At 29.1% G+C, this 19208-nt stretch carries 18 protein-coding genes, 2 tRNA genes and 1 pseudogene; 6 read left to right on the forward strand and 15 right to left on the reverse strand.

Annotation, left to right across the window (positions count from 1 at the left end):
- Positions 1 to 20 precede the first annotated feature (20 nt).
- A complete protein-coding gene (locus GOY14_RS02520) occupies positions 21 to 728 on the forward strand; it encodes a pyridoxine 5'-phosphate synthase (RefSeq protein WP_175809716.1) in 708 nt (235 codons plus the stop codon).
- On the opposite strand, the gene GOY14_RS02525 is transcribed toward GOY14_RS02520, so the two are convergent.
- The 3 genes from GOY14_RS02525 to rplM form a co-directional block, all read right to left on the reverse strand.
- On the reverse strand, positions 725 to 1033 hold the full coding sequence (locus GOY14_RS02525; protein WP_175809717.1) for an HU family DNA-binding protein: 309 nt from the start codon (positions 1031 to 1033) through the stop codon (positions 725 to 727). The genes GOY14_RS02520 and GOY14_RS02525 overlap by 4 nt on opposite strands.
- A gap of 147 nt (positions 1034 to 1180) precedes the next feature.
- A complete protein-coding gene (gene rpsI, locus GOY14_RS02530) occupies positions 1181 to 1627 on the reverse strand; it encodes a 30S ribosomal protein S9 (RefSeq protein ID WP_175809718.1) in 447 nt (148 codons plus the stop codon).
- A gap of 10 nt (positions 1628 to 1637) precedes the next feature.
- The gene (rplM, locus tag GOY14_RS02535) at positions 1638 to 2096 is read right to left on the reverse strand and encodes a 50S ribosomal protein L13 (protein ID WP_175809719.1); all 459 of its coding nucleotides are present in this window, start codon (positions 2094 to 2096) and stop codon (positions 1638 to 1640) included.
- A 132-nt stretch (positions 2097 to 2228) separates the two neighbouring features.
- On the opposite strand from rplM, the gene GOY14_RS02540 reads away from it, so the two are divergent.
- Together GOY14_RS02540 and GOY14_RS02545 are read left to right on the forward strand one after the other, a co-directional pair.
- Positions 2229 to 3461 carry a TolC family protein gene (locus GOY14_RS02540; protein WP_175809720.1) on the forward strand — a complete coding sequence of 411 codons (1233 nt, stop codon included), beginning with the start codon at positions 2229 to 2231 and terminating at the stop codon, positions 3459 to 3461.
- Between the two features lie 584 nt (positions 3462 to 4045).
- Entirely contained in the window at positions 4046 to 4672 is a 627-nt protein-coding gene (locus GOY14_RS02545) for an RlmE family RNA methyltransferase (RefSeq protein WP_255419712.1), read from the forward strand.
- Positions 4673 to 4702: 30 nt separating this feature from the next.
- Here the strand turns inward: GOY14_RS02545 and GOY14_RS02550 are convergent, their stop codons facing one another.
- Positions 4703 to 5350, reverse strand: a complete 648-nt coding sequence (locus GOY14_RS02550; protein WP_175809721.1) for a heme exporter protein CcmB — start codon at positions 5348 to 5350, stop codon at positions 4703 to 4705.
- Between the two features lie 105 nt (positions 5351 to 5455).
- Here GOY14_RS02550 and GOY14_RS02555 point away from each other — a divergent pair, with 105 nt between their 5' ends.
- The gene (locus GOY14_RS02555; protein WP_175809722.1) at positions 5456 to 5839 is read left to right on the forward strand and encodes a TraR/DksA family transcriptional regulator; all 384 of its coding nucleotides are present in this window, start codon (positions 5456 to 5458) and stop codon (positions 5837 to 5839) included.
- Between the two features lie 2 nt (positions 5840 to 5841).
- Here the strand turns inward: GOY14_RS02555 and gmk are convergent, their stop codons facing one another.
- The 7 genes and pseudogenes from gmk to GOY14_RS02590 all read right to left on the reverse strand — a co-directional run bounded on the left by gmk (position 5842) and on the right by GOY14_RS02590 (position 13475).
- Positions 5842 to 6462 carry a guanylate kinase gene (gmk, locus tag GOY14_RS02560; protein ID WP_175809884.1) on the reverse strand — a complete coding sequence of 207 codons (621 nt, stop codon included), beginning with the start codon at positions 6460 to 6462 and terminating at the stop codon, positions 5842 to 5844.
- Positions 6463 to 6944: 482 nt separating this feature from the next.
- Positions 6945 to 8155 (reverse strand): annotated as a pseudogene (locus GOY14_RS02565) (pentapeptide repeat-containing protein); the annotation flags it as partial.
- Positions 8148 to 9350, reverse strand: a complete 1203-nt coding sequence (locus GOY14_RS02570; protein WP_175809723.1) for an ankyrin repeat domain-containing protein — start codon at positions 9348 to 9350, stop codon at positions 8148 to 8150. The pseudogene GOY14_RS02565 and the gene GOY14_RS02570, both read right to left, overlap by 8 nt.
- A 710-nt stretch (positions 9351 to 10060) precedes the next feature.
- Positions 10061 to 10148 (reverse strand) — tRNA-Ser (locus GOY14_RS02575).
- A 109-nt stretch (positions 10149 to 10257) separates the two neighbouring features.
- Positions 10258 to 10764: an inorganic diphosphatase gene (gene ppa / locus GOY14_RS02580; protein ID WP_175809724.1), complete on the reverse strand. Its 507-nt coding sequence runs from the start codon at positions 10762 to 10764 to the stop codon at positions 10258 to 10260.
- A 42-nt stretch (positions 10765 to 10806) separates the two neighbouring features.
- Positions 10807 to 11346 carry a demethoxyubiquinone hydroxylase family protein gene (locus GOY14_RS02585; protein WP_175809725.1) on the reverse strand — a complete coding sequence of 180 codons (540 nt, stop codon included), beginning with the start codon at positions 11344 to 11346 and terminating at the stop codon, positions 10807 to 10809.
- A gap of 725 nt (positions 11347 to 12071) precedes the next feature.
- The gene (locus tag GOY14_RS02590; RefSeq protein ID WP_175809726.1) at positions 12072 to 13475 is read right to left on the reverse strand and encodes an NAD(P)H-dependent flavin oxidoreductase; all 1404 of its coding nucleotides are present in this window, start codon (positions 13473 to 13475) and stop codon (positions 12072 to 12074) included.
- Between the two features lie 171 nt (positions 13476 to 13646).
- Between GOY14_RS02590 and coaE the strand changes: the two genes are divergently transcribed.
- On the forward strand, positions 13647 to 14234 hold the full coding sequence (coaE, locus tag GOY14_RS02595; RefSeq protein ID WP_175809727.1) for a dephospho-CoA kinase: 588 nt from the start codon (positions 13647 to 13649) through the stop codon (positions 14232 to 14234).
- Here the strand turns inward: coaE and GOY14_RS02600 are convergent.
- Positions 14217 to 15416: a ribonuclease D gene (locus tag GOY14_RS02600; protein ID WP_175809728.1), complete on the reverse strand. Its 1200-nt coding sequence runs from the start codon at positions 15414 to 15416 to the stop codon at positions 14217 to 14219. The genes coaE and GOY14_RS02600 overlap by 18 nt on opposite strands.
- 165 nt (positions 15417 to 15581) lie before the next feature.
- On the opposite strand from GOY14_RS02600, the gene GOY14_RS02605 reads away from it, so the two are divergent.
- Positions 15582 to 15656: transfer RNA gene (locus GOY14_RS02605), tRNA-Asn, on the forward strand.
- Between the two features lie 163 nt (positions 15657 to 15819).
- On the opposite strand, the gene nuoH is transcribed toward GOY14_RS02605, so the two are convergent.
- Genes nuoH through GOY14_RS02620 form a run of 3 tightly spaced genes read right to left on the reverse strand, consistent with a single transcriptional unit; the run spans position 15820 to position 19088 of the window.
- Positions 15820 to 16833 carry an NADH-quinone oxidoreductase subunit NuoH gene (nuoH, locus tag GOY14_RS02610; protein WP_175809729.1) on the reverse strand — a complete coding sequence of 338 codons (1014 nt, stop codon included), beginning with the start codon at positions 16831 to 16833 and terminating at the stop codon, positions 15820 to 15822.
- A complete protein-coding gene (gene nuoG, locus GOY14_RS02615) occupies positions 16817 to 18862 on the reverse strand; it encodes an NADH-quinone oxidoreductase subunit NuoG (RefSeq protein WP_175809730.1) in 2046 nt (681 codons plus the stop codon). Before nuoG ends, nuoH begins: the two co-directional genes overlap by 17 nt.
- 13 nt (positions 18863 to 18875) lie before the next feature.
- Positions 18876 to 19088 carry a hypothetical protein gene (locus GOY14_RS02620; protein ID WP_175809731.1) on the reverse strand — a complete coding sequence of 71 codons (213 nt, stop codon included), beginning with the start codon at positions 19086 to 19088 and terminating at the stop codon, positions 18876 to 18878.
- Positions 19089 to 19208: the final 120 nt, after the last annotated feature.

Raw genomic sequence — 19208 nt, forward strand, 5'->3', positions numbered from 1 at the left:
TAAATGACTTTTGAGGTAGTATGAAACTAGGCGTTAATATTGACCATATTGCAACTCTTCGCAATGCACGAGGAACTTCTTATCCAGATCTATTAAAAGCAGCAGAAATAGCCACCGATGCTGGAGCAGATTTTATCACTGTTCACCTACGAGAAGACAGAAGACATATTAAAGATGAAGATGTATTTAACTTAAAAAAACATATCAAAACTAAACTTAATCTTGAAATTGCAGCTACAGAAGAAATGCTTAAAATTGCAAAAAAAGTAAAACCTTATTCGATTAATATAGTACCAGAAAAAAGAGAAGAATTAACAACAGAAGGTGGTTTGGATATAATTAATACGTATAACAAACTTTCTAATATAATAAAAGAAATACATAGTACTGGCATAAAAGTTTCACTATTTATCAATCCAAGTATCAATCAACTAAAATACCTTGAAAAACTAGAAAAAAAGCCTGACATAATAGAAATTCATACAGGAGATTACTGTAACAATTCATCAGAGGAAGAATTAAAACTAATTAATAATGCTGCAGAGTACATAAACAAACTAAAAATAGAGTGTCACGCAGGACACGGTATAACCTGTACACACGCTAAAAAAATAAAAAAAATACCTTACATCTTAGCTCTTAATGTTGGCCATTTCTTAATCAGCGAAGCTATATTTTACAGCTTATACAGCACAGTAAAAAAAATGAAAATGATAATATCTAACTAACTACTCCTTACTTCCTTTTCATTCAAAAGACCTAAAAGAGTTTGGCTTGCTTTAAATCTTACTCTTATTTTTTCAGGAACAGTCATTATCTTACCATTCTGAGGATTACGGCATTGTTTTTTCTGACTTATAGCAGTAGATAATGTACCTAATCTATGCAAACGAACTTTACCTATCCTTTTTAGATCACCTTTTATTCTTTTTATCCAAGCATCATGAATCTTGCCCAAATTTAACATTGTTATATCTATACCTTGATTAGATAAATCTTCGTATATTTGTTTTACTATACTCTCTTTACTCATAAATTACCTTAATTAAAAAAATTCATAAACAGCATATTTAATTCATACTGATAGTCAACCAAATTTATCATGAAAATTTAGGATATATTATACACTTTTTTTAAAACATTTACATAACGCCTACAAAAGTATCACCCTATAAAATAACTATCTTTTAGAAAATTGACATCTCTTACGAGCTTTATGCCTACCATATTTTTTACGCTCAACAACACGTGAATCTCTTGTCAAAAATCCCTTACTACGTAATATAAAACGCAAGCTTTGATTTGTTTTACTTAAAGCCCTGCTCACTCCATGAGCTAAGGCACCAGCTTGACTAGATAACCCTCCACCTTTTACAGTTGCAAACACATCATATTTATCTAACACAGATGTTATGATAAGTGGCATTCTTACTATTTGACATATAGATTCTCGCTTAAAATAAGAAAATAACTCGTTTTTACGATTAACACTAAACTTTCCATCTCCTGGCTTTATCCATACCCTTGCTACAGATTCCTTTCTTCGGCCTGTAGCATATAAACGCCCCAGTGAATCAATAACTAATTTATTTACTTCTTCTGATTGATCTACTATAGAATTTTCCATCTTGACCTCACTACCTTTTATTTTTTCGATTTAAAGAAGCAAAATCTATCTTTTCAGGTTGCTGCCCCTGATGATTATGTTCTGAGCCAGAATAAACGTACAGATTCTTAAAGCGTTTACGTGCCATAGGTCCATCATCAAGCATCCTTTTTACTGCTATTTGCATTACACGTTCAGGAAATTTACCATTCAGAATATTATCCGGAGTAGCCTTTTTTAAACCACCAGGATACCCTGTATACCTATAATAAATTTTCTCTTTAAGTTTTTTTCCAGTAAAACATACTTTCTCAGCATTAATAATAATTACATTATCACCACAATCCATGTGAGGTGTATATTCAGGTTTATGCTTTCCACGCAATAGTGTTGCTACAAATGCTGCTAACCTTCCCACTGTTAACCCGTTTGCATCTATAATAAACCACCTTTTATTGATTTGTTTTTCTTTCAAAAAAAAAGTCCCCATAAATTATTTCAAACACATATATACTATGCATAGTACACTCAACTTTAAAACAGAGTCAAATAATATTAGTATTGACTTCCAAACAATTTACGCTAATAATCTAGCACATATCCAAATAATCATAGTAAAAGAATGTCTAAGTTTATTATTATATTCATGGTTGTCTTTGGTAGTATAAGTTGCTATGCAATCAATCTTGAAGAAGCTATAAATAAAGCTATTAAAAATAGTTTAAAATTAAAATCTCAACTTTACCAGTATAAAAGCATAGAAAAACAACTGAAGTCTTCTGGATTAGCTGGGTTTTTACCAGATATTAACTTACAGTATAATTTTGACAGTAATTTTAATTTTTATGATAAAAAACACAATTTACCTGAAAAACACCTTACATTAAGACAAAAAGTAATAGGTGGTGGTAGTTTTGCTACATTTAACCAATCAAGTCATCTTCTTAAAGCAGAAAAGATACTATTTCAACAATCAAAGCAAGAAGTTGCACTTAACGCTGTAAAAGTATACACTGACGTTCTAAAAAGAACAGCAATACTAAAATTAAAAGAGCACAAAGAACGTGTTTCTTTAGAGAATTTATCTGCAGTAAAAAAGCGCTTCTCTCTCGGAGAAGTTACCAATACTGAAGTCTCACTAGCAAAAGCAAAATTTTCTTCTTCAGTGCTGGATAGAATTGATGCTGAAGGCAAATTAAAACTAGCAAATATTGCTTATTCTCATTTAATTGGAGAAGATCCAGATAAGCTCTCTGAAGTTAATGATAAATTACCTTCTGTCCCAGAGTTAAATGAATGCTTGCAGTTAGCAAAAACCAAAAACCTATCATTAAAAGTAGCAATTCATAAAAAAAAGGCAGATGGAATGGCAGTAATTTCTGAAATTTCTAAGTGGTTACCTTCCTTGAATCTCAGTGCAAGTAAAAGTTTAAATGAAAGTATTAACCTTAATACGCTTTTAAACACTACTAACATTACTTTTACCCTTGATATCCCAATCTTGACAAAAGGAACTACTACTTTTAGTATAAGTAAAGCTAAAATGAACGCAAAAAAATCTGCTTATGATTATTATGAAATAATAAAATATATAGAAAAAGAAGTTATAAAAACTTGGAATAATGTTTTAATAGCAAAAACTATTATCAAAGCAAGTCAAAAGGTTGAAAAGGCAGCAGCTTTTGCATTAGAAGAAGTTAAACAGGAAGTTAATTTAAATTTAAAAAGCAAAATTGAACTCTTAGACACTGAAAATGCACTATTAAAAGCACGTTCAGATTTAGTTGAAGCAAAAAATAATTATGCAATCAGTGTTTATAAATTACTTTTAATGACAAATAGCATAAACTTCTAAACTTAGATAACATTTAAATAACAAGCAAAATAATCAGTTTATATGTAAAATTTCTTCTGAAAACAGAAAAAATCATATTTAATGAAAATGCAAACGTTAATCACGCAAAAATAAAGAAAGAAAAAAAAGATAATAATATTATTATATATTCACTCAAATAAATTTAGAAGAAAGCAGTAAAAAGAGTGCAAAAAATATCAACTGATAACTGAGTAAGAGTAAAAAAATATTTTTTAATAATGCTAAGCTTAACAAGCATAACTATAATTTAAAGAAAGAAAAAGAGTGTTTAACACTCCAGTAACCAAAAAAACATACAAAAGTAGCTTTACAACACAAAATAATGACCACCACTTTTAAAAAATTAATATAAAAATTAAAAAAAATTACTAAAAAGATACAAAACATATTATAACACAAATAATAAAAAAGCATTTTCTTGAGAAGTCATTATATCTTTTTTTTTAATCCTAGTTATCAAAATAACTAAATAAATTTTTATACTAGTAAAAGAATAGCTAAAAGAGAACAAATAATATAATTTAATAGTAGTGATTTTATAGATAGCAATAATAAAAACTAAAATAAAAACAGCTAAAGGCAGAAAATTATCTTCAACTAGGTGGTTATACCGTCATTTAAATGATAAGTATGTACAAAAAACTAACAAAGATGGCTATAGATCACGCTCAGCGTACAAGTTGATAGAAATAGATAATAAATTTAAATTACTCCAAAAAGGACAAAAAATTATTGACCTTGGTGCTCACCCTGGTGGATGGTCACAAGTTGCATCTCAAAAAGGAGCAAATGTAGTTGCAATTGACATAAAGCCATTAAACCCGATTAATGGGGTAGAATATATAGAATGCGATATCATAAATGATCTTAAAATTTTAGAGAAAAAATTTAAAAATAAAAAGTTTGATGTAATTTTATCTGATGTCTCCCCAGAATTCTGCGGCATAAAATCATTGGATCATATCAGGATCATGCTTTTATGTGAAGCAGCATTGACCATTACAAAGCATTTTCTAAATCAAGGCGGTAAGTTTGTAGTAAAAATCTTTCAAGGAGAATTTGATAAAGACTTTTATAATGAGTTAAAAAAAATCTTCAAAACAGCAAAATATTTTAAACCCAAATCAAGTAGATCTGAATCTACAGAAATATACTTAGTAAGTTTAGATTTTAAATTTAGATTTTACTAGTAAATTTCTTACAGAAAAAAATAAATCCTACTAATCCTGCTCTATAGCAAATTTCAATGCCATGTGAATAGCTATAGTACTATTAATCAATAAGATGATAAAAATTAAAGCAGTAACAAATAATATATGAATACCTAAAGACAAACTCTTAAACTGAACTAGTAATTTAAAGTACACAAAAGTTGGCATTATAATTGGCAAAACGAGAATTTGTGATATTCCTGATGCTAAATTATTTCTACCAATCATTAATGCATTCCCAGTAGCTGAAATATTAATTACTACCAGTATAGTAAGTAACAAAGATAAGCCAGCTGTTATTGAATATTCAATACCACAACCCCAAACTATGAAAATAAATATAGAAGAAATTACTGAAATTGGTAATCCAAACAATATCCAGTGAGTAAAAATTTTACAGACAATTATAAACTTAGAGGAAAGAGGTTGTATGAAAATTTGCTCCAATATTCCATCATAATAATCAGAAGCAAATAAATTACTTGTAGAAATTTGCAAAACAAACGTAGTACATATCCATATTAATGCTAACATGACTTCTTGTTCACTATTACTTCCAAGAGAAAATGAAGACAAGCTCAACATTATAATAAAGATACATATTATATAAATAAAATCACTATTACTTATTATTAACTTTTTTATTAAGCCAATCATACTAGGCTTTTAAATGTTTATTATAAATTATAGTATTTATTGAGAAATAATATAATTTTCTATCATAAAAAATATAGCTTTAATTATTTATGAAATAATTCAATTATGAAAGAACTACCAAAAATAAAACTACCAGAAAACTATACTCCTTCAGAGGATGAAGAATACATGAATATAAAACAACTAGAATACTTCAATTTAAAGCTACAATCAATGCTTGATGAAACAGAAAAGCAAGAATTAGAAAATAACACATACTATTCTGATGAAGATAGTGAAAATGAAAAATTAATTAAGCGCAGAAAAGAAAAAAAAGAAAAAATCAAGGAGGCACTAGAAAAAATAAAATTAGGCACCTACGGCTATTGTGAAAGAACAGGAGAAGAAATAGGCGCCGAGAGACTTAAAGCTAATCCGCTTGCTATATATTGCATTGAAGAACAAGAAAGATTAGAAAAAGAAAAGAATATATATAATACCGAAGACTAATTTTAAAATATATTTAACAAATCCACCAATTTATTTTTTTTCGATCTTTTAAGCTTTTCTTTCTTTAATATTAAATTTATCTCCTCCACACTTTTATCAATATCATCATTAATTATTATATAATCATATTCACTACATTTACCCATCTCCTTTTGAGCTGCAGCTAATCTGTATTCTATTTCACTTTCACTATCAGTATTACGTTTTTGTAAACGCAGTCTTAACTCTTCCATAGAAGGAGGAAGCACAAAAATGCTTACAATTTTTTCTTTCATATGCTTAAATAAATGAAACGCTCCTTGCCAATCTATACTAAGCAAAATACTCACTCCACTACTTAGATTTAGTTTTATAAAATCTTTTGGTATGCCATAGAAATTTCCAAAAACTTTAGCGTACTCAAGCATTTGGTCAGCCTTACATAACTCATGAAATTTCTCTTCAGTAACAAAAAAATAATCTTTTCCATTTATCTCACCAGAACGAGGTTTGCGTGTAGTTACAGAAACAGATCTAACTAAATCGATTGACTGATCAAGTAACTTTCCTAATATAGTAGTTTTCCCAGCTCCAGAAGGAGAAGATAAAATTAATAACAATCCTACCTCATCCTTTATAACCATTTCCATACCTCAAAATATTTTATAAAATATCACAAATTATTTATTTACTCAACTATGTAATCCTCTAATATAGCATCTCAAATCAATCAGACTTTAAAAAAACGAAATAACACCAAATCAGAATTCACAATAAATTTAGAGTAATCAATAAAGAAAAATTATTAAAAATAGCATTAAATCAACAAAGATTAACTTATTCAAATTAACAACCTTGCTTACTTATATTAGAGATTAAAGCCTACCTCTTCATTATCGTTAAAACCGAATAAATAAATCTACAACTTACCAATCAATACCATAACCAACCCTTTATATATTCTAAAAAGAAAAAATATATTATTAATTATCAAATTACTAAATTTACAAAAAGCCTGTTTTTTAAAAGTATTATCACACAAGTAAAGAAAATTTAAAATTTTCCCAATAAAACTAAAATTAGTTACTTCTAAAGTAGACTAGTTTAAACTATCATTATCAAATTAAAAAAATATCAAATTTTCTATTTCACTAGAATTCACTCTCTGATAAGAAAGTTTACTATTAGAAATTAAGAACTCTAACCCTGTACTTTAACCTTATACATAGAAACTGTAGAAAGATTTATAATATTTTTTATCTCCACAGAAATAAATAATGAATAATCAAAAAAAGAACCATTCATATCAGAATTTATAATTTTAGCATTATCAAATTTTCCATAACGGACATCAGAATCAGAAATATTGACCTGATCTAGTTCACTAGAACTTAAATTAATATTAGATAAATCAGCATCCTGAAAAGCCATCTCAAAAGCACATGAGTGTTTTATCTTAGAACCATTTAATATAGACTGAACAAAACTTGAACTATCACTACTCACATAAGAAATTTGTGCATTACTTAAGTTCACCTTATTGAAATTACTGCTAATTATAGCAGAAGAATTAAGATAAACATTAGAAAGATTACTACCCGTAAAATCTGATTCCTTTATCTCTGTACCATATATAATAGTATCTTCTAACGAGGAAAATTGTACTTTTAATTTATATAAATCTACTCCAAAAAAATTTGCATTATCAAGATTGCTACTTTGTACAATAGTATTGCTTATCTCACTATCACTAAAATTTATATAACTAATATTTGAATTCAACAAGTCAGAAAAATTCATTTTTACATTAAAAAAATTAGTATATAACCCGGTGACACTATGCATTTTCACATTTTTAATATCAGAACTGACAAACTCAGCATAACTAACATTAGAATGACTAAATACAATATTTGTCAAATTTGCAAAAATAAATTTTGCAAAACTCAAGTCAGTACCTTCTATTCTGATACCTTGTAAATTAGCATTAGAAAAATTAGCTCCACGTAAATCAACATTAATAAAAGATACACCTGATAAGTCTGTGTAAGAAAAATCAGCACCAACCAAACTAACTCCATCAAAAATGGACTCATTAAGATACAATCGATTAAAATTAGCCCCATTTAAATTAGCGCCAAAACTTCCTTTAAAATCTTTTAATATACCTTCTTTATGGCACTTCACTAAAAATTTTGCAAAGTCTTCTTTACTATAAGATACGTATTTGATCTTATATAAAGTACTTAAAAAATCAGTAACTAGATCTTTTTTATCATTTACTTCACTTGCATGACACAAATTACTAACTAAAATCAATATTAAAAACCTAATTATCTTTTTCACCACAATGAAATCTATTATCTTTTTTCATCTTTAATGCCCAATTATACATTTCTAAATCTTCCTTATTATTTATTCTTTTATACTCTAAAAAGTATGGTATCATTTCAGCAATTGCATTCACCATATCAACCCGTGTTCTTTTAATCGCTATATCAATAGGAGACTGAAGATTATCATTCGTTACTTCAGGATCAGCACCTTGTAATAAAAAAAAACGTACTACATCTATCTCACCCTTCTTAACTGCATAAATTAAAGGAGTATCTCCAAACCTATTTCTAAACTTCAACATCTCTTGAACTGTTAATCCAAGCTTTTCTAGTTCACCCATAATCCCTCTCAAACAAATTAAATTATTCTTTCTAATACAAAAAAAAAGCTGTTTACTATAGTCAGCAATAAACATAGTCACTGGAAGATGCTCATTAAGATTATCATATTGTCTTCTATATATTGATTCATTTTGCACATTTTTATAACGCCATTCATTTACTGATTCGCTACTTAATTTTTTCCACTTTTGCGGATTTTTCTCTCCATCTCGTACACTCCTTTCATCTTTTTTAGCAGCAAAAAGTTTTTCTATATTACGGCTTTTGGCAAGCTTTTTTACTTCTTCTTTTTTAATTTGTTCATATAATTTCTTTTTTTCTAATAATTTATCTGCATCACTTTTTGAAAACTCATCCTTCTCAACATTAATCCCTTCATAGATTTGTAGATCCTTTTGTTGCAGATCAGTTGCATTCTCACCTAAATTAGTACTTAAAGGAAAAATAAGACTTTTATTCATCTCTTCACCAATTAGACTTGGCAAATTGGAAGTAACTTCATTTTTACTTCCCTTTGACAGATTTTTACTGCTAAGATTAAATAAACCTTTATCCTTACCGTATTGTAACTCTTCTTCATTCTCCTCTTCTCTTCTAATTTTCAAATCTTGCATTTTTTCAACACTCAATATATCGACTGCATTTTTAAAAAATTCTAGGTCATTCATCTGCTGAATCATACTCTGTAACAAGCCTTGCTTTAGATTCTCTTCTATACCTATACTTTCAGGTATAAAACAACTAACTAATTTATCTACATCAATTTTTCTTTCTTTAAGTTGTTGCCCTATAGCAAATAGGCTTATCAAATTAAATATGAGATAGACAACAATATAAGCATAAAAACTTCTCATAAATATCCTTAAGCATAAGCTCAATTAAAATGATTATTATAGCTAAATAATTAACCTATACAAAAATCAAGCATAGATAAAGATGAAAAAAAATTAAACACTTATTGTAATCCAAAGCTGTCTATTAATACATTAATCAAGCACATAAAACATATTATATTTACATATAAATTAAGTAATATAACAAATGCTACATCATAACTAATTTGCCATCTTCAAATTTTTAAAGTTTTTTCTAAATCCTATAAAAACTCATTAAAATTATTCACATATAACTATAATCCTTTAATATCTTATACTGAGTACGAACATCAATTTCTCTATTTTCAACAAAACTCTTATTAAATTTGTAGTACCGCTACGCAATAATATAAAATAATTCAACTTTACAAAATATGTACTAAGATAACTATTCCATATGGCAAATATGGCAAAACTTATACCTAATTTAATCTTTCTCTCTATAAAAACAATATAATTTCATTACTAAGTATTCTAATAAAAAAAATCAATTTTAATATTTCTTATATCTAATAAAGTTACTAACATTCACTGATTTACTATAATTTAATCAATAAAAACAGAATAAAACTCAATAACAATATTAGAAATTAATACCATAATCCAACAAAATTAAGCACATTAATATAATCAAACAAAGAAAGGAATAAATTGACATAGCAACTGCTATATATTATGCTAACAATACACGGAGAGAGAGGGATTCGAACCCTCGATATAATTTAATTATATAACGGTTTAGCAAACCGCCGCCTTTAGCCACTCGGCCACCTCTCCAAATCTTAAATTTCAATTTACAACATATAATACAAAACTTCATAACCTATTTATGCTTTTAACTACATATTTTACACTAAATAACTATAAGTCATTACACAAAAATTTTTTACACAATAGCACTTTCAATAATTTTCTTAGCATCTTCTATACCAACCCATTCCCCAACTGTTACTGTTCTCCCTTTCTCTAGGTCTTTATAATGTAAAAAGAAATGGGAAATTTTCTCTAACAAATTCCTAGGTAAATCAGAATAATTCTCCACATTATCATAATAATTATCAACCCTAGAAATAGGTACAGCTAATATTTTTTCATCTCTTCCTTTTTCATCATCAGCAAGTAGAGCTCCTATTGGACGTACCGATATCACAACACCAGATGCTAATGGATATTGAGTCAACACTAAAACATCAACAGGATCACCATCACCTGCACAAGTATTTGGTATAAATCCATAATTACAAGGATAGATCATTGCAGTAGATAAAAATCTATCAACTTGTAACAATCCAAGATCCTTATTAAACTCATACTTTATATGCCCAGCACTTGCACCTATTTCAATTATTACATTTAACACATCTACTGTTATAATCACTTTATTCAAATCCATAAGCCACTCCCCTCCCCAAACAAAAAAAATAATAAAAACTAGCTAAATCAGCTTAGATAAATAAATAGCAGCTTTGCAGCCTGTTTTTATCAATAAAGATAAAATCTCATAACCAAATGCGCTTTTAGCGTCATGCTGAATTGCAATATCCCTGTGTTCTAACTCTTCATTACGAAACTTATTTATAGTTTCTCTTAATTCTCCATCTCTTAAATGCAAAACTTGCTCTTCGTAGTGTTTTTCAATCACTTCTTCAACTGCAGCAGTACAAGCCATAGCAGTTTTTTTACCCATTACAGCTGTTATAACACCAAGTGAAACCCCCAATACACACCAAATTGGCAACAAAACAGTAGGGCGAATTTTTTGATTTTTAACTTTTTCTCTAAAATAGTAGAAATGTTTCTTTTCTTGTTCTTCCATTTCAATTATCTTATTAATTATAGAAGATTTTTTAAAAATAAATCTTTGACCATAATAAATACAAAGAGCACCATACTCTCCAGCATGATTTACTCTAATTGCTTTCTCTAAAAAGTTTTTCTCCAACTTTTTATTAAAAAAATAGCTTTCTTTCTTCAATTAAAGACCCTCCGTTTATTTTCACTAACCTATTATAAATAAACATGTTGTAGAGTAAATAAAACTTTATACGATAACTATACAAATAATTAATTTCTTCTCAAAATCAAAATAAACTATAAACCCTTATACCTTTATGTTACCTTATATATCATAACTCCCTTACCACTTTACTCTCCACCAACCCAGAAAAGAATGATCGATTAAAAAACTAAATCACATATAATAAAACAAAATTAATAGCCGAATTACCATCAAAACTGTTAGAAAAATAATTCTAATTATACTTTATATTATATCCCTAAATATTTTATTCATAATTCAAACAATTTACTTTGTCTCAATTCTCAACTTTTTTATTTTTCTGATAAAATAAATACAAAACCATAAAAAGCAACTCATACAATACAATCACAGCACTGCACAATTACACCTAAAATTAAATAAAATTCTGTTCTCCTCCCCATAAAATTTTTCTTCATCCTTTTTACTTTAATAATATTTTTTCTATGTATAAATGTTTATTACACTAGCAATATGATATTTTTTTAACAAGAATTGGTATTATATTGTAATAATAAAAAATTTCAAAAATTTAAACCTATATCGTGATTACAACTTAGATATAAAACCTAAAAGTACTATTTTACTCACTATTATAAGTGCTATCTTAAATTAATCATTATTAATTTTAATAATTAACATTCTTACTAAAAGAACATAATTCAATATCCAGTTAACATTCTTTCTACCAATTCTCTTACTGTTGGTATATAACCATTCTTATAAAAAGGATCTTGCTTAAATCTATATACATTATACCCAGAAAACACAAGTTCATTTTCAATATCACCGTCATGCATAATATTTTGCAGTGTTTTTTGTATACAAAAACTTCGTGGATCTGGCTTTCGACCAGTCGAGTGATTGCCGTGATCTTTCCAATTACTAAATAAACAATGACTTAAACACCCCATACAATTAATTTGATCACGCCTTATCTTCATAAATTTATCCGGTGTTACAAAAATAATAGTTGTATCTGGAGTTTTCATTACTTCTGTATATCCTGCTTTAATCCACATATTTACTAGTTTTTTATCTTTTGCAGTCAGATAAATTCTTCTACCTCTTACACCAACTGTAAATTCACTATTAAATTCTTCACTAGCATTTTCTGAAAATTTCACTTGACGTAAGTTCCGTTCCTGCAATTCACGTATAAAATTATTTCTTACTGCAGATGAGTAAAATCCTGTTGGGCTAAACTTATTTAAAAAAACATCACCCTTTTCTAAAGTCAATAACTTCTTCTTCCATTTCATAGAAATTGGGCTTTCCTGAGTCAAAAGTGGACGTGTACCAAATTGAAAAGCTATTGGCCCAATTTGTAAATTATCAAGCCAATGTTCCCAATCTTTTAAATGCCACACTCCTCCTGCCATAACAATGAGTACTTTAGAAAGACCGACCTCACTCATAAAAGATCTCAATTCTACAACTCTCTCAAATGGAGCCTGGGGTAACATTGGATCTTCATTACTACTGAGTCCAGTATGTCCTCCAGCAAGCCATGGATCCTCATACACTACTCCACCAAGCAAAAATGAAGAGATTTTTTGGTAAGCACGTTTCCACAATGCTTTAAACGCACGTACTGATGAAATGATAGGATAATAATAAACTTGATATTTGGCTGCAATCTCTCCAAGCCTATATGGCATGCCAGCACCACAAGTAATACCATGTACTAAACCCTTTGCTCTTTCTAATATACCGTGAAGTACACGTTCTGCTGCTCCCATCTCCCATAAAACATTTATATGTATCCTTCCATGACCTTGTGATATTTCATTTGCTATTTTTGCCTGACTAACACCAGCCTTAATGCTATATTCAATTAATTCCTCATGTTTTTCATTTCTTGTTTTACCTTTATAAATTAATGGCACTAACTCTCCATTACCATCAACAAGTTTAGCATTTGCACCTGAAAATGTACCAACAGCATCTGCTGCAGCAAATGCTCCACTTGATCTTCCGTCACTAATTGCAATACCTTTACCACCCTCAATGATTGGCCATACTTCTTTCCCTGAAATCACTATCTTTTTTATCTTATCTCTCAAAGCTTCTCTATAATTTTTTGTTCTATTCTACTTAATTATTAAAAAAACAATAGCTGTTTATTTTTTTCTTGACAAAATTAAAATCTATACAGTTAAATTTAAGTATCTAAGTACACATACAAGATCTAAAGATAACTACTGTAGCAAGTTTCTCTAAAAAATTTTTACTACATGATTATAGGTTTAACAGGTGGAATTGGAGTAGGAAAAAGTTTTGTAGCCAACTGCTTTAAAAAGCTTGGGGCTGTTGTATTCGATGCTGACTTTACGGTACATCAACTTTATAAAAAAGATAATAACATAATAAGTTATGCAAAAGATAATTTTCCTATAGCAGTAGTAAACGGTGAAATAAATAGAACAATGCTATCTAAATATTTTTTAGCTTATGATAAAAGTTGGAAGCACTTTCAATCTCTTGTTCATTCTACAGTACAAAACAAGCTGGAGTTTTTTATTACTCAAGAAAAAAAAACAAACAAAAAACTCTTAATCCTAGACACTCCTCTTTTACTAGAAACGAAATTCTATTTTTATTGTAACTTTATTGTTCTCATTCATGCAGACAGCATCATACAACTTCATAGACTCAGTAAACGTAACATAAACAAAGAAAAGCTAAATTTAATTATGAATATTCAGTTACCTTTTGAAGAAAAAAAAAGGATGAGCAACTTTATTATTAACACTAGTACAAACAAAAAATTTGTTTTTTCTCAAGTAAAAAATATAGTAGATTCATTAAATCCCAGCAGTTGATTTCAATTCACAACTTGAATCTACCAAATTACTTTTAATGGTATTCATACTATCTATAAATTTTACTATTGAGATTTCAAATTTTGAGCTTGCATTTAAAAACGACTCAACTGACTTGCCAAAAAAATCATACCTCCACCCCTTGAACAATTTATCTATATGTCCAGATATTGAACTAATTAATTCATCTTTTGAAGAAACTAATTTCCTTGATATATCATTTTCTTTACACTTACTTTCTAAAATAACCGAGAGTATATCAAATACAGACTTATCATAACTGTTTAACGAAACATAATTTTGTTGCATAAAATCTCTCTCATTCTCATTTAAAATATCTAGAAATTCTAATAAATCTTCCTCCTTTATATTTTTCGCATTCCTTCTAAGATCGTCCAGAATCTCATCAATACGCTCCACATTCCTCTCAATAAATCCAGCTATTATAGAATTATTAATTACTTTATTACGATTTATATTATAGCGCTGTGCCAAAGTCTCTTGCCACTCGCTAACTGCTTTAATAATCAATATTAATCTTGGATTTATCCTATAATCAAATTTAATCTTCTTCCATGCATCTTTAGGACTATGCAAATATTTATTTATATCAACTACTGATTCCATCTCTTCTTGAAACCAGTTTATCCTATTTTTTCCCTCAAGTTCATCATACAATATTTGATACAAATCATATAAATGCACTACATCACTCACTGCATAGTCTAACTGATCCTTAGATAATGGACGCTTCAACCAGTCTGAATTCTTAGCTTTAACTTTATTCAGCAATATTCCCTGATATTGCTCCACTACTTTTGAGTAACTAATAAAATCATAATAATAATGACAAAACATGGCAGCAACTTGGGTATCAAAAATAGGAGCAGGAATGCATTTAAACACAGTAAATAAAGATTCTATATCTTGCCTACAACTGTGAAACACCTTAATTATTTCTCGATCAAGCATAACTTTCTTAATAAATGATAAATCAATCTCTGGTGCTAATACATCTATAACAAAACTCTTTTCTTTATAAGAAATTTGAATTAATGATAATTTAGGATAATAAGTTAAATTATTCCTAATAAACTCCGTGTCAACAGCTATAAACTTTGGCTTCTTTACTCTCAGCTCCTCACACATTATACTCATATCTAATATTGTATCAATTAGCATATATTTCTTACTTAACAATAAATCTTATCCCTAAATTAAACTCTTACAATTAATAACATCTAGCCATAATTTTTTATTAATTATATTTCTACAAAAATTTCAATAAAAGTACAAAAAATTGTTGACAACAAAACTAAAAATGATAAGCTATAAGACATGACTTATTCCTCGGTAGCTCAGTGGTAGAGCAGTTGGCTGTTAACCAATTGGTCGTTGGTTCGAATCCATCCCGAGGAGCCATGCTATTTTTGAAAAAGTCAAAATAATAAATAAGTTATTTTACAATCAGTCATAACTTTAAATTAAGAAACTTAAAATAAAGTAATAACATAAAGACTTTAATATTTTCTACTAAAAAAGAAAGCTTTTATAAAAAAGCAATTAATAAAATATATTTACTACTTTAAGCTGGCAAATTTTTAGTAAAAAGTAACACTCCTGAAATGAAGATTACCCAAAATATAGATATTGGTAAAAACACTTTCCAACCAAGACGCATTAATTGATCATATCGATAACGAGGCATAGCTGCCCTAATCCAAATAAATATGAATAATAACAAAAATATCTTCAAAATGAACCAAACTAATCCTGGAATTTTATATAGTAAAGTAAACTCTATAGGAGGATACCATCCTCCTAAAAAAAATATCGTCATCATAGCACTTGCCAAAATCATATTAGCATACTCCCCTAAAAAAAAAAGAGCAAAAGGTATTGATGAATACTCAACATTATACCCAGAAACAAGCTCTGCTTCAGCTTCTGGTAAATCAAAAGGATGACGATTAGTTTCTGCAAGAAACGCAATAAAGAATACTACTGCTATAGGCATAAGTAACACATCAATCCAAAATGGCATATTATGCTTTACTACCACCATTTTTCCTAGATTCAGTGTGCCAGTCATAATAACAACTATAACAACTATAAGACCTATTGAAATCTCATATGAAATCATTTGAGCAACTGATCTTATACTACCTAAAAAGGCATAGTTAGAATTACTAGACCATCCTGCAATAACTATACCATATACTCCCAAAGAAGACACAGCCAATACATAAAGAACTCCAACATTAATATTTGCTATTACCTTAGGAACTACTATTTCCTGTCCATTTTCTATAACAACTTTAGCACCAAATGGTATTACTGCCCATGCAATAAGTGCTAGAGAAAAAGTAAGAATTGGAGCCATAATAAATAATACAGTATTTGCTCTAAACGGTATTATCGGCTCTTTAACCAGCAACTTAATAGCATCTGCAAATGGCTGTAGTAACCCAAAAGGTCCAACAACACTTGGACCATGTCTTAATTGAATTGCAGCAATAATTTTACGCTCAAAATACACTAAATATGAAATTGAAAGAAGCAGAACTAAAATAAATAAAATATTAACTAGTATATTCATAGAAGGCCTTAGTACAATCTGCCATAATTTTTGAAGCACGACTTATAGGATCTGTCATATAAAAATTACTTTCCTTTAAAGTAAAAGGCTGATTACTTAAGCTAATTTGACTACAATCAATCAAAACCCATTCATTTTTTATCACTTGATCAATATTTTTAAACTGTTGGCCAATAGTATCCAATTTTTTTCTCACATCAAATAAACTATCATATGGCAAGGAAAAATCCAAGTATTGAGACAAATTCTTAATAATCAACCAATCCTCTTTTGCTTCCCCAGGAGGAAGTATAGCTAAATTTGCTCTCTGGACCCGACCTTCAGTATTCACGTAAGTTGCATATTTCTCTGTATAGGCCGCCCCAGGTAAAATTATATCTGCTATATGTGCTCCTTTATCACCATGATGGCCTTGATAGATAACAAATGTATTTTCTAACTTTGATGTATCAATTTCATCGGCACCAAGAAGATAAACAACCTCTATCTCACCACTCTCTGCTTGCTTAAGTATTTGATTAACATCTTTTCCACCTTCTTTAGGAACAAACCCAATATCTAATCCACCTACTCTTGCTGCAGCTTTATGCAGAACGTTAAAACCATTCCAATCATTTCTTACCACATTAAATTTTTCTGCAATTAAACTAACTAAAGCAAAAACTGATTCAGAATCACTTCTTGTTAATGCATCTTGCCCTATAATCAGCATAGGATTTTGAGCAGCATTTAACAATTTGCAAAATCTATGATTCCCCTCCATTATTTCATTTAAGACATGAGGATTATCACCCAATTTCTCAACATAGTACAAATACTCAATGTCAGGACCAATGCTTGCAATAGGAAAATTCCCTCGCAAATATCTTTTTCTTATACGTGCATTAATAATAGGTGCCTCCACTTTAGGATTCGTATCTATAAACAAACATAAATCTGCATTTTCTATATTTTCAATAGTAGTGTTAAACACATATAATCCACGATTATTCGACATAAGTTTTGCCCCATCTTGTCTGCAATCTAAATTTAATGAACCAAGCTTACACATCATTTCCTTTAATAAAAGCATAGATTCACAATCTACTAAATCACCTGCAATTGCAGCTATTTTTTTCGGTTTCGTACTCTTTAACTTTTTTGCAGCAGCAGCAAAAGCTTCACTCCAATCAACAGAAACTAACTTATTACCTTTTTTTATGTAAGGTCGATCAAGACGCTGTACTCTTAATCCATCATAAGCAAAACGAGTTTTATCTGATATCCACTCTTCATTAACTTCTTCATTGAGTCTTGGTAATATTCGCATAATCTCAAGACCACGATAGTCAATTCTTATTGCACTTCCCACAGCATCAAGTACATCTATGGTTTCACAATGAGATAATTCCCATGAACGGGCCCTAAACAAATAAGGCTTTGAAGTTAAAGCTCCTACAGGGCAGAGATCTATAATATTTCCAGACAATTCAGATTTAATATACCTTTCTACATAAGTACTAACTTCCATATTTTCTCCTCTACCAATTCCTCCAAGTTCATTTGTACCTGCTACTTCAGAAAGAAACCTAATACACCGAGTACAATGAATACATCTATTCATTGCAGTTTCAATCAATGGACCAAAATATTTTTTTGGTACAACTCTTTTATATTCATTAAATCTACTTATTCCTTTTCCATAGGCCATTGTTATATCCTGTAGATCACATTCACCTCCTTGATCACAAATAGGACAGTCAAGCGGATGATTAATTAGCAAAAATTCAAGTACACCTTCACGAGCTCTCTTAACTTTTGAGCTATCAGTACGGATAACCATACCTTCTACAACTGGCATTACGCAAGAAGCAACTGGTTTTAGACTTCCCTCAACTTCAACCAAACACATTCTACAGTTACCAGAAACTGCTAAACGCTCATGATAACAAAAACGTGGGACTTCAATACCTACCACTTCACAAGCTTGAATTATAGTAAACCCAGACTCTACTTCATACTCCTTAGAATTAATAGTAATCTTAACCACAAACTTAAACCCACTACATAGCTTCCCATCTCATAGGATTACCACTTATCTCATCTTCAACTAAATGACCATCATTATACTGTGCAGACATATAATTTACATGTAAATCACGATCTATATACCTAACTGGTCTTACAGGTTTACCTTTATACATTTTTTGTTCAATCTTCTTACGTTGAGTAGGATTATTTTTACTAGCTACCTTCTCTTTCCCTCCTGTTATCATGAACCCCCAAAAAAATTTCTTACTCCCACTTTAACATCCAAATATATAATGTCAATACTAAATAACTTTAAAAGTTAAACTAATAAGAATTATTAGTAACTAAAAAAATAATTGCCGATC

It is taken from the genome of Wolbachia endosymbiont of Dipetalonema caudispina (assembly GCF_013365495.1).
Lineage (GTDB): Bacteria > Pseudomonadota > Alphaproteobacteria > Rickettsiales > Anaplasmataceae > Wolbachia.